Source organism: Paenibacillus sp. DP01 (assembly GCF_044784315.1).
GTDB lineage: Bacteria > Bacillota > Bacilli > Paenibacillales > Paenibacillaceae > Paenibacillus > Paenibacillus polymyxa.
On record NZ_CP173059.1, the window covers coordinates 4,393,546 to 4,408,666 of the forward strand.

The 15,121-nt window shown below is 41.0% G+C and carries 11 protein-coding genes; 5 read left to right on the forward strand and 6 right to left on the reverse strand.

Annotated features, from left to right (window positions below):
• Window positions 1-264: 264 nt before the first annotated feature.
• Window positions 265-1,305: a LacI family DNA-binding transcriptional regulator gene (locus tag ACH59B_RS19245; RefSeq protein ID WP_123797565.1), complete on the forward strand. Its 1,041-nt coding sequence runs from the start codon at window positions 265-267 to the stop codon at window positions 1,303-1,305.
• 84 nt (window positions 1,306-1,389) lie between these two features.
• On the opposite strand, the gene glpK is transcribed toward ACH59B_RS19245, so the two are convergent.
• Both glpK and ACH59B_RS19255 read right to left on the reverse strand, forming a co-directional pair.
• Complete coding sequence (gene glpK / locus ACH59B_RS19250; RefSeq protein WP_025365661.1) at window positions 1,390-2,883, reverse strand: glycerol kinase GlpK; 1,494 nt, start codon at window positions 2,881-2,883, stop codon at window positions 1,390-1,392.
• Between the two features lie 31 nt (window positions 2,884-2,914).
• Entirely contained in the window at window positions 2,915-3,739 is an 825-nt protein-coding gene (locus ACH59B_RS19255) for an MIP/aquaporin family protein (RefSeq protein ID WP_019688424.1), read from the reverse strand.
• 318 nt (window positions 3,740-4,057) lie between these two features.
• On the opposite strand from ACH59B_RS19255, the gene ACH59B_RS19260 reads away from it, so the two are divergent.
• The 4 genes from ACH59B_RS19260 (at window position 4,058) to ACH59B_RS19275 (ending at window position 8,783) form a co-directional block, all read left to right on the forward strand.
• Window positions 4,058-5,539, forward strand: coding sequence for a PTS transporter subunit EIIC (locus ACH59B_RS19260; RefSeq protein WP_025365662.1), 1,482 nt, complete (start codon window positions 4,058-4,060; stop codon window positions 5,537-5,539).
• A gap of 196 nt (window positions 5,540-5,735) precedes the next feature.
• Window positions 5,736-7,025: an ABC transporter substrate-binding protein gene (locus ACH59B_RS19265; RefSeq protein ID WP_025365663.1), complete on the forward strand. Its 1,290-nt coding sequence runs from the start codon at window positions 5,736-5,738 to the stop codon at window positions 7,023-7,025.
• A 33-nt stretch (window positions 7,026-7,058) separates the two neighbouring features.
• Window positions 7,059-7,934 (forward strand): carbohydrate ABC transporter permease, encoded by an 876-nt coding sequence (locus tag ACH59B_RS19270; protein ID WP_016818618.1) that lies wholly within the window; start codon window positions 7,059-7,061, stop codon window positions 7,932-7,934.
• Between the two features lie 21 nt (window positions 7,935-7,955).
• Entirely contained in the window at window positions 7,956-8,783 is an 828-nt protein-coding gene (locus ACH59B_RS19275) for a carbohydrate ABC transporter permease (protein ID WP_025365664.1), read from the forward strand.
• A 546-nt stretch (window positions 8,784-9,329) separates the two neighbouring features.
• Here ACH59B_RS19275 and ACH59B_RS19280 read toward each other — a convergent pair.
• From ACH59B_RS19280 to ACH59B_RS19295, 4 genes are all read right to left on the reverse strand, one after another.
• The gene (locus tag ACH59B_RS19280; RefSeq protein WP_102998265.1) at window positions 9,330-10,862 is read right to left on the reverse strand and encodes a radical SAM protein; all 1,533 of its coding nucleotides are present in this window, start codon (window positions 10,860-10,862) and stop codon (window positions 9,330-9,332) included.
• Window positions 10,828-12,501 (reverse strand): ABC transporter ATP-binding protein, encoded by a 1,674-nt coding sequence (locus ACH59B_RS19285; RefSeq protein WP_164965621.1) that lies wholly within the window; start codon window positions 12,499-12,501, stop codon window positions 10,828-10,830. Before ACH59B_RS19285 ends, ACH59B_RS19280 begins: the two co-directional genes overlap by 35 nt.
• 246 nt (window positions 12,502-12,747) lie before the next feature.
• Window positions 12,748-13,395 (reverse strand): hypothetical protein, encoded by a 648-nt coding sequence (locus ACH59B_RS19290; RefSeq protein WP_017427401.1) that lies wholly within the window; start codon window positions 13,393-13,395, stop codon window positions 12,748-12,750.
• Window positions 13,389-14,717 carry a radical SAM/SPASM domain-containing protein gene (locus ACH59B_RS19295; protein WP_017427400.1) on the reverse strand — a complete coding sequence of 443 codons (1,329 nt, stop codon included), beginning with the start codon at window positions 14,715-14,717 and terminating at the stop codon, window positions 13,389-13,391. The genes ACH59B_RS19290 and ACH59B_RS19295 overlap by 7 nt, the downstream gene beginning before the upstream one ends.
• Window positions 14,718-15,121 lie beyond the last annotated feature (404 nt).

The following is a 15,121-nucleotide window of genomic DNA, read 5'->3' on the forward strand; positions in this document are numbered from 1 at the left end:
ATGCACTCACTCTTACGAAAGCGGTTTAGTTAATTACAGCTACTATTATGTATCGAATAGCCTGTATTTGTAAATAGCAATTTGTAAATTATCAAAAAATCATTAACTATCGTTAAATCGAACTTCATTATCCATAATATATTAGGATTTATCCTATAATAGCACGGTTGACTCTCTTCTATGAGGTAGCATAGAATACGAGTAATCATTAATTTTAGAATGCAAGGTCAAATGAACTAAATCAGTTTAGTTACGGAGGATTCCATGAATATAAAAACAATAGCTAGCATGGCAGGCGTTTCAGTAGCAACGGTTTCGAAGATCATAAACAATTACACAGATATCAGTGAGGAAACCCGGCAGCGAGTACTCAAAATTATGGAGGAAACAGGCTATAGACCTTCCTCCTCGGCTAAAACGCTTGCTACCAAAAAATCTAATCTGGTAGGCGTTATATTCGCTGGCAAGCTGAATGTCGATTTTAGTCATCCTTTTTTTGTAGACATCATTAATGTTTTCAAAAAGCAGATTGGCTTGCTCGGTTACGACCTGCTGTTTTTTTCAAATGAGAAATTTCTGGATAATGGAGAGGACTATTTGGCTCGCTCAAAATATTTCTCAGTGGACGGGTGCATTATTATTGCCGGAGACGAAGTGGAGAAGAGTGTTTTTGATCTCGATGCCAGCCCAATCCCCTGCATCGGTGTTGATATCGAATTAACCGGAGCCAGCTCCTGCTACATCATGTCCGACAATCAGAAGATTTCAATGAAAGTTGTTGAGCACTTTTACATGAATGGATACCGCGAAATGGGTTTTATAGGCATAGAACGCCCCTCCTTGGTTATTAAAGAGAGAGAAGAAGCTTTTATCTCATCACTAAAGCGGTTTAGCCTTGATGTCAGACCGGAATGGATCGTGTATGGCAAGGACTATGCAGCAGAGGATGGATACCAGATCGCAAAGGCGTGGATACAGCAAGAAAATTTACCAAGAGCTATTTTTGCGGCTACCGACCTGCTTGCCTTTGGTGCCATTCGTGCTTTCAAGGAGAGCGGCTTGAAGGTACCCGAGGATATTGCCGTAGTAGGATGTGATGATATTGAAGCCTGTCGTTATACTGATCCTCCACTGACGACTGTAAAACAAGACAAGCAAAAAATAGGTCGTCTGGCTGCTATGGTGCTGTTTGACCTGATGAATAAACAAATGGATACGAAATGTATTAAAGTGGAGCCCGAACTCGTCATTCGCACCTCCTGCGGAGCCCGGCAACATTGGAACCCTACAAGGGTTGAGGGATAGCACATACCTAAAAAAGGTGACTCCTGTCGAATTCAGAAGTCACCTTTTTGCAGTTATATAACAAGAGCCCTTTCGTTTAAGCCATTATTTGTAGGCCATCGTCGCATTCACAGCCTTTTTCCAGCCTTCATACAGGCTGTCACGTGTTGCTTCATCCATCGTAGGGGTAAAAGAAGTTTCCACTCTCACTCGCTTACGAAGTTCATCTGTACTCTTCCAGTATCCTATCGCCAATCCTGCCAGACATGCGGCACCCAGCGCCGTTGTCTCATGGATAACTGGCCGTTCCACCGTCGCATCCAGAATATCGCTCTGGAATTGCATCAGGAAATTGTTCAACACGGCTCCTCCATCCACTCGCAACATCTTCACCGTAATTCCTGAATCAATCTCCATGGCTGTAAGCACATCCTTGGTCTGATAAGCGAGGGACTCCAAGGTGGCACGGATAAAATGCTCCTTCGTGGTCCCACGTGTCAGACCAAACATCGCTCCACGCACCTCGCTATCCCAGTAGGGGCTGCCCAGCCCGACAAAAGCGGGTACAAGATATACTCCTTCTGTGGAGGAAACACGGGCCGCATAAGGCTCACTGTCCTTTGCTTCACGGAACATGCGCAGCCCATCTCGCAGCCACTGGATCGCAGAGCCCGCAACAAACACACTCCCTTCAAGTGCGTATTGCACTTTGCCTTCCTCCAGCCCCCAAGCGATGGTCGTGATCAGACCGTGCTTGGATTCAACCGGCTGATCTCCCGTATTCATCAACATGAAGCAACCTGTACCGTAAGTGTTTTTGATCATTCCTTTTTCGTAACAAGCCTGACCGAACAAGGCTGCCTGCTGGTCACCCGCTGCACCGGCGATCGGTACATTCTGACCAAAAAAATGATAATCCACGGTGTGCGCATATACCTCGGAAGAAGGCCTTACCTCAGGCAACATGATTTTCGGAACTCCCAGAATATCCAGTAGCTCTTCATCCCACTTTAGCTCATAAATATTGTACATCAGCGTTCTGGCCGCATTGGAGTAGTCTGTTACATGGGCCTTTCCGCCGGATAGTTTCCAGATTAGCCACGAGTCAATCGTACCAAATAATAAGTCACCTCGTTCCGCTTTTTCCCGCGCTCCTTCTACATGGTCCAGTATCCACTTTACTTTAGTGCCTGAAAAATACGGATCGATCAATAGCCCTGTTTTGCTGTGAAACAACTCCTCATGCCCTTGCCGCTTCAGTTCTTCGCAAATATCCGAGGTTTGGCGTGATTGCCATACGAGTACGTTATACACGGGTAATCCTGTATTTTTGTCCCACACGGCCACCGATTCTCGCTGATTGGTAATGCCGATGGCAGCAATTTGTTTTGCTTTTACACCGGATTCGGAAAGACAGGAGGCAATAACGCCCAGAATAGAACTCCAGATTTCATTCGCATTCTGCTCTACCCAGCCGGGGTGAGGAAAATATTGCGGAAATTCCCGCTGGGCCGAGTACACCACATCTCCTTCGCTATTGAACAAAATCGCTCTTGAACTTGTCGTTCCCTGGTCTAGTGACAAAATATATTTTCCCATGTTCATCTCTCCCTGTGTAAATCCATCGTTTTTACGCTGTAAGCTTGTGATCCATTTTATGATTTTTATAAATACGACTAATACGGAAGGTAATCAAGAGTACAACCACGATAACCCCTAATAAAATCCAGAACGCCGGAGTCATACTCCCCTTAAAAACGGCCTGATAAAACGGCCCTGCGAAAGATCCCCCCAATAGCGGTCCTACAATGGGCACCCATGCATATTTCCAGTTGGATGCTCCCTTACCGGGTATCGGTAGTAAATAATGCATCAGACGCGGCCCAAAATCCCTCGCTGGATTGATGGCATAGCCCGTTGTGCCTCCAAGGGATAAACCGATACTGACAACCAAAAAACCAACAATTAGCGGTTTAAGGCCGTCTGTAAACGAATTGGCACCAAACGACAGTAAAGCAAGAACAAAGATAAAAGTACCTATCATTTCACTAAGCACGTTACCAAACGGATGATCAATAGCTGGTCCTGTCGCAAATACACTGAGTTTGGCTGCTGTGTCCTCCGTCTCTTTCCAGTGGGGCCAATAATGCAAAATGACGATCACTGCACCCGCCATGGCTCCGAGAACCTGAGCCACAATATAACCGGGAACATCCTGCCATGGAAAACTACCCTGAAATGCCAACGCGAGTGTAACTGCGGGATTCAAATGCGCTCCGCTGATTTGGCCCACCGCATACACCCCAATAGCTACCGCGAGCCCCCACCCCAATCCGACCACAATCCAGCCGGAAGCGTGGGCAAAAGACTTTTTCAGGGACACCCCTGCGCACACTCCGCCACCTAGGGCAATAAGAATCATTGTCCCTATGAATTCGGCTGCGTATGGCGACATACAACCAACCTCCTCAATAGATCATCCGATTTTGATCGTTTTCATCGCGCAAAAAAAAGAAAAGCCATCACAAACCAACCCTGTGCTGTAACATGGGATGTCTGCGTGGCTCTCTTGTCTCCGTCACGATTATTAACTTAAATTTGATATTATATAAGCATGTAAGCGATGTCAACTGCGGATTTACGTCTTCTGATATCCTAAAATAATCGTTGACCATGTTAGATTGCCCGATTTATGATGTAAAAAAATGGCTGAATGAAAGGATTTCAGGATGAATACGACACTCCCAAACTTGATGATGAAGGGAAGAATGTTATGCTGAAATTTCTGCAAAAAATCGGCAAGTCATTAATGCTTCCAGTAGCTACATTACCCGCCGCAGGGATTTTGCAAGGGCTGGCTCTCATTAATTATGAGACGGATATTCCGCTTGGCCCTGGAGTTGGTGGATTTCTGAATCATTATGTCACTCCTTTTCTGAATGAAGGGGCGGGTGCTATCTTTGGCAATCTGGCGCTCATTTTCTCCATCGGTGTTGCTATTGGTCTAGCAGGCGACGCGGTAGCCGCACTTTCGGCAGTCATTGCCTATTTGGTGCTGACCCGTATTTTGGCGGCCGTACCGGGTATATTTGCGTATATTCCAGACGACGTCAAGCTGGACATGGGCGTATTGGGCGGTATTTTTATCGGCGGATGGTCTGCTTATCTGTTTAAAAAATATCATAATATTCAACTTCCAGATTGGCTCGGCTTTTTTTCGGGCAAACGTTTTGTCCCCATGATTACAGCCTTCACGACCATGATTTTAGCCATTCTGCTCGGCATGATCTGGAGTCCGATACAAGATGGCATTGCAGCCTTCGGCAACTGGATTGTTGGCTTTGGTGGAATCGGGTCAATGGTGTTCATGATTGCCAATCGACTGCTGATCCCGCTCGGGCTGCATCATGTACTGAACTCGATCGCATGGTTTCAAATTGGCAACTATACCAATGCTGCAGGTGAAGTTGTTCATGGTGACCTGACACGTTTTTTCGCAGGCGATACATCGGCGGGTATGTTCATGTCCGGCTTCTTCCCCATTATGATGTTCGCTCTGCCAGCGGCGGCTCTCGCATTCATCCATACGGCCAAGCCGGAAAAACGTAAAGCTGTCGCTTCCATCTTTATCGGTTCTGCGCTGGCGTCGTTCCTGACCGGTATTACTGAGCCCCTCGAATTTTCTTTTATGTTCATTGCACCTCTGCTTTACGGCATTCATGCTCTGCTAACAGGTCTGAGCGGCCTAGTCGTATACCTACTGGATGTCAAACTCGGCTTTTCCTTTTCAGCAGGACTCATTGACTATCTGGTCAATATGAAGCTCTCCACCCATCCATTGCGAATGATCCCGATTGGGCTTGTCTTCGCCCTCATCTATTATTTTCTGTTCCGCTTCATCATCCTCAAATTCAACCTAAAGACTCCCGGGCGCGAAGACGATGTAGATGACACCCTTCTATTTGAGGCTAACAAATCCATACCCGTTGGAAAAGCAAGCGCCTCATCCGGCACCCAGTCCAGTCAGGCAGGCCAGGTCCTAACCTATCTCGGCGGTTCAGACAATATCCAAAGCATTGATGCCTGCATCACGCGGCTGCGTCTTGTCGTCAAGGACGACAAAGCGGTTAACGATCAAGCTCTTAAGCAGCTCGGAGCGTCAGGAATTATCAGGCTTGGGAACGGTACCCTACAGGTTATTTTCGGTACTCGATCCGAAGCTCTGAAAGATGAGATACAACGATTGATGTCATGAAGCTAATCCCCTGCCTTAAGCACGTGCGATCTTCCTATAACAGACGCACGTGCTTTTTTTATGGATAAACGTTTCAAATTTTTTGTTTTTGGTTAAGGCAATGCACATAAATGGGTAACAGCTTCATATGATGGAGCTAAACCATTTACAACTTGTTCAGCAGGCAGATTATTCAGACAGCAAGGAGGGAAATGATGTGAAGACAGTACAATGGCAATGGCTGGTATTATGTCTTGCTTTTCTCACTATGATTAGTGGTTGTAGTGGGTCCCTATCCTCTAAAGGTCAATCATCTGAAGCTAATTTGTCAAACAGTAAAAAGATAACGCTTACATTGTGGTACTGGAATCGTTCTATTGACGATGAATTGCTCGTCCAGGCCGAAAAACAGTTTCCCAACATTGAATTAAAAACTCAAAAAATAGGCGGTGACTTTAAAGCCAAGCTGAAGACAACGCTCGCAGCTCGTTCCGGTGAACCAGACATCGTAGCTCTGAACGACTGGATGGTGGAGCTATTCCCGAGTGCGGATCGTTTTTATGATCTAAAGGAACTCGGAGCAGACCGACTGAAGGATCAATATTTGGAATGGAAATGGAATCAGGGCATCACTCCTGATGGTAAAATGATTGCATTTCCCATGGATACTGGGCCTACCGCCCTCTTCTATCGAAGCGACCTGTTTGAACAGGCAGGCTTGCCAAGTGATCCTGAACAGGTCAGCGCCTCGATCCGCACATGGGATGATTATATGGCAGCCGGAGAACAACTTCGGCAGAAATTCGGAAGCCATTCATTTTTGGCCGATAATATTGTAAACGTTTACAATCAGGTACTCGCTCAACATACGAACCTGTACTTCAAGCCGGACGGAAGTTATATCGGCAATCAATCTCCTGACATCCGCCTGGGCTGGAAAACCGCTGTGAATTTCCACAGGAAGCATCTGCTCGCCAATGCAGATGGCTGGACTCCTGAATGGAATGCTTCGGTCAATAACGGCAAAATCGCCTCGTTCGTAGGGGCAATCTGGATGAAGCAAGTTCTCACAGAAGCCGCACCGGATACAGCGGGCAAATGGAGAGTCGCCCGTGCTCCTGGAGGAGACGGAAATCTGGGAGGGTCTTTCATCTCTATCCTCAAATCTAGCCAACACCCCAAAGAAGCCTTTGAAGTTCTGACCTGGCTGCAAAGCCCGGAACACCAACTGGAAGCCTACCATAAAATCGGCCTGTTCCCATCCACTCCCGGCGTCTATGACGATCCAGTCATGGAGACACCCGAGCCTTTCTTTGGTGGTCAGGCCACTGGCCTCATTTTTGCCGCCTCCGCACGTCAGGTGAAAAATAGCTATTTCGGCGAGCGCTATCCTGTCATCCACGGCATTGTAACCCGTCGTCTTGCCAATGTGGCCAAACAAAATGCCGATCCCGAAGCATTATGGACGGAAACAATGCAACGAATTGAACGGGAATTACAGCGTTAAAAAACAAAACTTCAAAAAAGGCGTGTGGACAATATGCTGAGAGAAATCTGGAAGCACCGGGCCGTTTATGCTGCGATCTCGCCATTTTATTTGCTGTTTGGCATCTTTGGCTTGTTTCCGATTGGCTTTTCATTGTACCTGGCGTTTCACAAATGGGACGGGATCGGAGACATGACCTACAACGGCTGGGGCAACTTTCGTTACCTTGTGACAGACAACGAATTTTGGCAGGCTGTAGGTAATACGTTTGTGATCTGGGTGTACGCCACGATTCCAATGCTATTTCTAGCACTCATTGTTGCCTTTCTGCTTTATGCCCCTTTTGTGAAAATGCGCACCTTATGGCGAGTTGGATTCTTCCTGCCCAATGTGACATCTATTGTTGCTGTTGCCATCATCTTTGGCGCCTTATTTGCCAACAATTTTGGATTTCTCAACTACCTTTTGCAGCTCTTGGGGCTACCTATGATCCAATGGCTGAATGTGCCATGGGGTATCCAAATCGCCATTTCTTCCATGGTCGTCTGGAGATGGATGGGTTACAACGCCATTATCTATCTGGCTGGGCTCCAGAGTATCCCACATGTGCTGTATGAGGCCGCCAAAATAGACGGGGCAACCGGAGCGCAAGCTTTTTTCCGCATCACCATTCCGATGCTGCGCCCAGTCATTCTGTTTACAGTCATTACGTCCACCATCGGTGGGATGCAGCTGTTCACCGAGCCACAGGTCCTGGTCGGTAATGACGGCGGTGCCGGGGCAAGTGGCATGACCATCGTTTTATACCTGTACCGCGAGTCGTTCATTAACAACTATTTTGGATATGGCGCTGCTGTCGGATGGGGCATGTTTCTCATCATTGCTCTATTCTCCATCATCAATTGGAAACTCGTTCAAGGTAAAAAATAACGATGGAAGGAGCTTTACCACATGATGCAGACACGTGCAAAATCCATTGTTTTATATGCTGGGCTGTTGGTAGGTATCATCCTGTCGATGTTTCCATTTTACTGGCTAATCGTCATGGCAACCCGTACAACCTCAGACATCTATCGTTTTCCGCCACAATTGTGGTTCGGCAGCCACTTCCTGGATAACATCACGAGAGTATTGCAGCAGATTGATTTTGCCGGCGCCTTTTTGAATACGCTTTTTGTAGCCAGTTCGATTACCCTATTGGTGCTGTTTTTTGATTCACTGGCCGGTTTTGCATTCGCAAAGTTTGATTTTCCGGGCAAAAAGGCGCTATTCGTCATTCTGCTAGCTACAATGATGGTCCCTTCACAACTTTCGCTCGTTCCCTCCTTTGTCATGATGGCTTCCTTTGGATGGGTAGGTACGTTCAAAGCGCTCATCATCCCGGGTATGGTAAATGCCTTCGGGATTTTCTGGATTCGTCAGTATGCAGAAGAATCTATTCCCAAGGAGCTCCTGGATTCGGGGCGTATGGACGGGTGCAGCTTTTTTCGACTGTACTGGAATGTAGCACTGCCGATTTTACGCCCTGCGTTCGCTTTTCTCGGCGCATTTACCTTTATAGGAGCTTGGAATGATTACTTATGGCCATTAATCGTTTTAACGGATGAGCGCAAATTCACCCTCCAGATTGCATTGTCGCAGTTGAACGGGATTTACAATACGGATTATGCGATGGTCATTGCTGGCACCCTGCTGGCTGTACTTCCTCTTATTATTTTGTTTCTTTTCATCAGCCGCCAATTTATTTCCGATCTTGCCGCTGGAGCGATCAAAGATTAGCCTTCACTTGAATCCCCTTTTACTTGCTCTAAAGCGTCATCGAAACTGGACTTAAGCTCTGGAGAGGAATTGCACAACTATGAGCTCCGTGCGATTTTATTAATTGGAACGATTGCTCTAAACGGAACACAAAATAGGCTACTTCCGAGGCTGAGTTTACACACGATTGAACATGTACTGTCTACCTGTTATCCATATTTCCTTGTAAATTAGCCTCCATAGTTATCTAACGATTAATAAAAATCGCTTCCACTCATTTAACAGAGTAGAAGCGATTTTTCAAAAATTATATAAGCGTTTCTCTGATAGGTCAACTTAAAGCCATATCATAGTTTGCACTACTATTCATTTGCCTATCAGAGCGACATTTACATGCGCAATTCGAGCCATGTCCGAAGTCATGAAGTATATTATTAGCACCGGAAGAACAAATACAAGATAAAGGAACAATTCCAAGGGTATTTGCCATTAAAGGCTTCCTTCCAAATGGATTTACAATTCTCAATTTATAATCCTCCTTCGACTCATTTTGATTATAGATTGGAATTACACCAATGTAATATGGTTTAATTCCTCTAATAAATGTGGTTTGTGTTCCAAGATAGTATGATAGCTTATCAATGCATGTTCCAGCATATCTAAAGAACGCCTACAAGCTATTCTCTTTTTTTCGATATTAAACTTATCACTATCGTAACATTCGACGTAACAAACCGAACAAAGGCGTATAGCCCAACATTTGGAACACTGGGACAAACTCTCCTTACCATAGTCGTCTATATAACGATCGATTAATACAGATTCGTCTATACCACTATAAACGTTTCCAACTGAAGGTGATTTTCCAATGCGCTCGCATAAATGAAAGTCTCCATTTACCGTTACATAAATTCTTCTTGAGGCAGGTGAACAGCAGCCGTTTAAGCAATAGTCCGGGTAAGGAGTTTCAGTTAAAATCCTATCATGTATTATTGAGAATTGTTTGTGTAAAAAATCGATTGTAAAGGGAGTATTTTTTGATATAGAAGTATTATTTAACATTAGATCAATTGTCCAGTTCCCTACAGGGTTATCATAACAATGCATAGAGCTTTTTTCAGTAATCGTTTTTTCTATGTCAGACGAGTGTCTCACATAAGAAATATTTTTAGTAATATCCTTAGGTACCCACGAAAGAGAATTGAAGAAATTTTGAATTTTTTTCATAACTACATCATTAGCTGGTCTAGGTGTTACCATGCTTAGCGATATAAGAGAATTACTCTTTTCTCCATAAGCATTAATTAGATGTTTAAGACCATTAATTGCCTTGTCATACGTGCCCTCACCATTTTTAAATACCCTCCTACAATCATGTATTTCCTTTGGACCGTCAATACTACAAACTACTCCAAAGTTAGGAACTGTAGATAGATATTCTGCGATTTCAGCAGTCATTAAGGTTAAGTTTGTTGTCATTGAAAATGTTAAATCTTTATCAGCACCATTTTTTAAAGTATAGTCTACACAATGCTTTAATAATTTAAATTCTATTAATGGCTCCCCGCCATAAAAAGTTACCGCCACTTTTTTACCTGAGTTTTTCAGAGTATAATCGATTGCTAACTCTGCTACTTGCCAGGACATGTGCCTGCGTCCAAATTCCCTGAAGTCTATGTTCCCTGAATGATATATACAATAGTGGCATGCCATATTACATTGTTCGGTCAACTCCAGAGTAACCTGTTCTAGATGACTTCTTGCATTTTCTAAAACCTCATCTTTTGATAGTGCAAAGGATAAAAGAGGAGGTGCTTGGAATAAATGCTGTTCCTGCGCAACATGTATTAAGTCAATTAGAATAGTCAATGTATCATCATTAACTTTGGTAGTTTTTATTACCTCTTCGATATCTCCGTACACTTGTAAGTTATTTAGAAATACATACTCTATTTCAGTGCATTCCATAACTTTGCCTGTGCCCACATCATACAAATAGGATTTATTCTTTGTCTGAAACAACTTAAACAATCGTGAGTAATTCCCATACTGTTTTTTGATGTTTCTAAAGAACTCCATAACTGTGGAATCCAATATCATCACGTTCCTCTTGGGTTTCAATATTCAAAATATGGTCACATGCTGCTAATAGTCTCTGGTCATGTGATACTACAATTGTTATCCTTCTTGACTTTTGCTTGGTCAATATTTCTATAAGTCCACTTACACTCTTTGAATCTAAGGCTGATGTGGGCTCATCAAGAATCGTTAAGAAAGAATCTTTACTTAATGCACGAATCAAAGCTAATTTTTGCTTTTCACCACCAGAAAAGTTGCTTCCATTTTCATTTATTAGTATATTTTCAAGGTTAGCTTTTGTTATTATCTCTTCAAGCCCAAAAGCTGTTATAAGCTCATCTTGATTACTGGCAATCTCTTTTGAAAAAGTAATTCCAAATTTCAAATATTCCTTTATTGGTAGATTTAAAAACTCCGGATTCTGTTCTACATAAGAAATTCTATAACGCCTCATATCAAGCATATCTATATCTTTGATGGAGCAATTATTAAAAGCTATTTCTCCTGTGTAAAGATCACTATAAAGACCTATCAGAGTATTAAGTAATGTTGTTTTGCCTGAACCATTGTGACCACAAATCCCGTAAATTCCCCCCTTAAAAAAATCATAAGAAAAGTCTCTAAATACGCTTTCCTCGGAATATTTAACACCTAATTGTTTAATACTTATTTTCTCTAAATCTTCAAGTGTTGTACTACCATAAATATCATTTTCAGAGTTCATAACGTCATTTAACCGTTCTATCGATACTTTCGTCTCTTGGTATGAACTTGCTAAGCTTAATAAATATGAAGTTGACGAGATGATCATTGAAAGGTACGTGTTAATTATGGTGAACTGCCCTATACTCATTTGGCCAATTACAACTTTATGACCTCCAATTCCGATTACAAATATATAGCAGATGATCAATATAAATTGATTTAGATTGGAGAAAATATAATTAGTTTTTACTTGTGAAGTCGCAACTCTAAATAATGAATTAAATGCTTTATTTAGCCGCTCATTCATTTCATTAAAGAGTACATTCTTCTTTATAAAAACCAATTTGTTAATTTGTTCGACTTTTTTAGAGTAGTATTCATTTGCTTCTTTTTTGTATTTCAGATTTGCTTTATACAATTTTTTTCTAAAAACCACATATGTAAATATATAACAAGGAATAAGCGAGAAAATTATAACGCATAGTAGTACATCAGCTTTTAAAACAATAATACCACTGATAATTATTGTGATTACTTGCAATACTAAGTTGGAAATATTATTTGAAAAAAAGTCAACTACTGTGGATGAATCATTATTAATTTGGTCAACTAAGTATGCATTATCCTTATCTTTGAAGACCGACAGTTTAGTTTTGAATATCTTTTGATAGATATCATTGCAGATTTCGTATAATAATAAATTATTCAATTTCGTAGAGAAAAGGGCAGTTAAATATTGTATGAGAATGTTTACTATATTTATAATCCCCAGTAACAGTACAAAATATAAAATGATACTTATATTACTTTTTGATACTAAATAATCAATATATATGCCTGTGATGTAAGGAACAATAATTCCTATAATCCACAATACTGAAGTAACAACAATGTAAAAAAATACATACTTGCGGGTTTTTGAAAGGTATTTTTTCAAGTATTCTAGGACTATCATATTCATCACCTATGTTTCATATTAGGTAAATCTTAGCGAGATGCTAAAAACAGCATCTCGCTAAGTAATGTTACTTCTCTTAAGCTACATCTTGTAGGAACAAGAAAGAGTGCAGCCACTTGAACCGTGGAAAGGACAATGTGCACTTACTTGTACAGCACTTTTTACCAATACGTCCATAGTTTTTCCCTCCTTAAAATTTAATTTATATAAATAACATACAGTTTAAAAACTATATGCTACTTATCACTTTTGAGCTGCAATAGAAAATGCACTGTTTTCAAGCGTGATATTTATCTTTGCTTTACCTGCACCATTTATATAGTTATATGTTAAGTTTGGTCTAAACAATGGCCATCCCGCAGGAACACTTAATGCACTTGCAGTCGTCTTAACTGTAACTGTGTAATCCGAAGCTCCTTTACTAAAAGTTAAGGAACCTGAACCTTTTGTATTGTCATAACTAATGGCTTTTGAGTATCCTACAGGCACCCGAACTGACATTGAGGAACCATCTACACCTGTGATATCAAGATTAGTATTTAGCTCTGGAAGTGAAACTCCAGACTTTGTACTTTCTACCGTTATTTTTTCATAACTTTTATCAGGAATTAAAATATTAACTCTGTCGGAAATGCCGTTAGCTGAGCCTTTCCCCTTTACTGTGATGTAAATTGTAGATCCACTTAATGTAGAAGTGACAGTATACAAGGATTTGTTATACTCATAACTAAAATCACTTGCTGAAGTTTTTGTAACGGTGACATTACAATTTATAGCCGTTAGATTGATATTCTTAACATCATTTGAAGCTGCATTACTTGAAGCACCTAATGGCATCCCCATAAGTAAGAAACCACATAAAACAATACACATTTTTTTTAGCATTAACATGATTCAGAAACCTCCTTCTTATTTTCCGTTAATTGTCCAGCCAGTAATACTTTCGTGCACTCGGTAATATACTCCTGCAAATTATAACGATATTGCTCACATATGTTAAAGTCTGCCATTCTATTATGAGGACATCCTCCTAAACACACAGGTAAGTACTTACAGTCTGAACATTTTTCATCTTCAGTAGGATCATATAATAAATAACAACCAAGAAGCTCAGTATTCCATTTCACTGATGTATCTTCATTTATATTTCCAACACACTGCTCAATAATTCCAATATCGCTCCAACATTTATATAAATGACCAAGAGGATCAATAACGAAACTATTATATTTGTCCGCAGAACAATAATTACCTTTAGGTGCAGGATAAATATAACTAATTGGGATATCATTTTCCGACATAAATTTTAAATTAAATTTTGAATACATCTCGTCTGTCAAGCACTTAGTTCCCTCATACTTTCCATTCGTCGGCGTAACTAATCCTAGATAAGGTATTACATTTTCCAATAAAGAATTTTCCTTTAAGAATCCTACGATTTCATGTAAATTCAACCAGTTGTCTTGGTCAGTATTTATTCTCATAAATATCTTAATCATCCCTTTAATTTGCTTGAGGTTATTCATTATGACATCAAATGTCCCTCTTCCACTTACTAAAGGGCGTCTAAGATCATGTACTTCTTTAGGACCGTCAACAGTGACTTGAATATCATTTACTCCACATGATATTAACGTTTGAACTTTTTCTTTATTTAAAAGATAGCCGTTTGTAATGACACTGGCCGTATATTGTATATTGTTTTCTTTACATATTTCCAAAAAATCTTCCGATATCCTAACTATCTGCTTCATTGCAATCAAGGGTTCACCGCCATACCATGTAACATTAAGAGTGTCAAGTTTACTAGCATTTGCTTTAACAAAATTGACTATACTTTGAGCTGTTTCTTCACTCATAGTTTTGTTATGATATTGGTCTTTCTCAAAACAGTATACACATCGAAAATTGCAGGCCATTGTAGGGGCAATTGTTAGCATTAAATTAGAAGATTCAAACCGATTTTTTAAGAGGTTTACCTTTACATATGCTTTTTCATTCATATTATCTTCTACGATATAGCCACATTCGATAAGATTTTTAAGATAAGTATCATTATTTATTGCCAATCCATTGTTTGTAAGTTCACAAAACTGTTTATAGTACTCCGGTTCAAGAACTGCCAATGCACCTGTTCGAGAATTATAAAGTACCGTTTTATCGGTATTTTCAATAATGTCATTAAAAATAAAGTTATATTGCGAAGCTTTCATTTTAGCCCTCCTTAGAATGGATGCGGTCCCTATGTAATTATGAATCGATTAACTAGTGACAAAATTCACATAAGTTTTAAAAATAAGATGTACGCTCATTCTGAGTTGTAATAGCATTCTCGCAGTGCACACTAGCCACCAAGAATAGATGTCCATCATCCGAAACCGGACTGAATTTAAAAGCCATCCTACACCTTTATAGTTTATTCATATACTTTATTCTCTCTGGACAATATCTATACTAGATAGCTTTTCCTTCTCGGCTTTTAATGTAGCATAAGGCAAAAAGAAAAAATAAGCTTGTATCCTGAAATGCAAAAAAGTCCATCTCAACGACCAAATATGTCAGCTTCATGTGAGATTAATATTTTTGTTACCTATTCTAAGCAATAAAGAAGAACGTA

Excerpts from the sequence above, each read along its gene's own strand:
- ACH59B_RS19245 (WP_123797565.1), top strand. The coding sequence starts at position 265 with ATGAATATAAAAACAATAGCTAGCATGGCAGGCGTTTCAGTAGCAACG.
- glpK (WP_025365661.1), bottom strand. The coding sequence starts at position 2,883 with ATGGGAAAATATATTTTGTCACTAGACCAGGGAACGACAAGTTCAAGA.
- ACH59B_RS19255 (WP_019688424.1), bottom strand. The coding sequence starts at position 3,739 with ATGTCGCCATACGCAGCCGAATTCATAGGGACAATGATTCTTATTGCC.
- ACH59B_RS19260 (WP_025365662.1), top strand. The coding sequence starts at position 4,058 with ATGCTGAAATTTCTGCAAAAAATCGGCAAGTCATTAATGCTTCCAGTA.
- ACH59B_RS19270 (WP_016818618.1), top strand. The coding sequence starts at position 7,059 with ATGCTGAGAGAAATCTGGAAGCACCGGGCCGTTTATGCTGCGATCTCG.
- ACH59B_RS19275 (WP_025365664.1), top strand. The coding sequence starts at position 7,956 with ATGATGCAGACACGTGCAAAATCCATTGTTTTATATGCTGGGCTGTTG.
- ACH59B_RS19280 (WP_102998265.1), bottom strand. The coding sequence starts at position 10,862 with ATGATATTGGATTCCACAGTTATGGAGTTCTTTAGAAACATCAAAAAA.
- ACH59B_RS19285 (WP_164965621.1), bottom strand. The coding sequence starts at position 12,501 with ATGATAGTCCTAGAATACTTGAAAAAATACCTTTCAAAAACCCGCAAG.
- ACH59B_RS19290 (WP_017427401.1), bottom strand. The coding sequence starts at position 13,395 with ATGTTAATGCTAAAAAAAATGTGTATTGTTTTATGTGGTTTCTTACTT.
- ACH59B_RS19295 (WP_017427400.1), bottom strand. The coding sequence starts at position 14,717 with ATGAAAGCTTCGCAATATAACTTTATTTTTAATGACATTATTGAAAAT.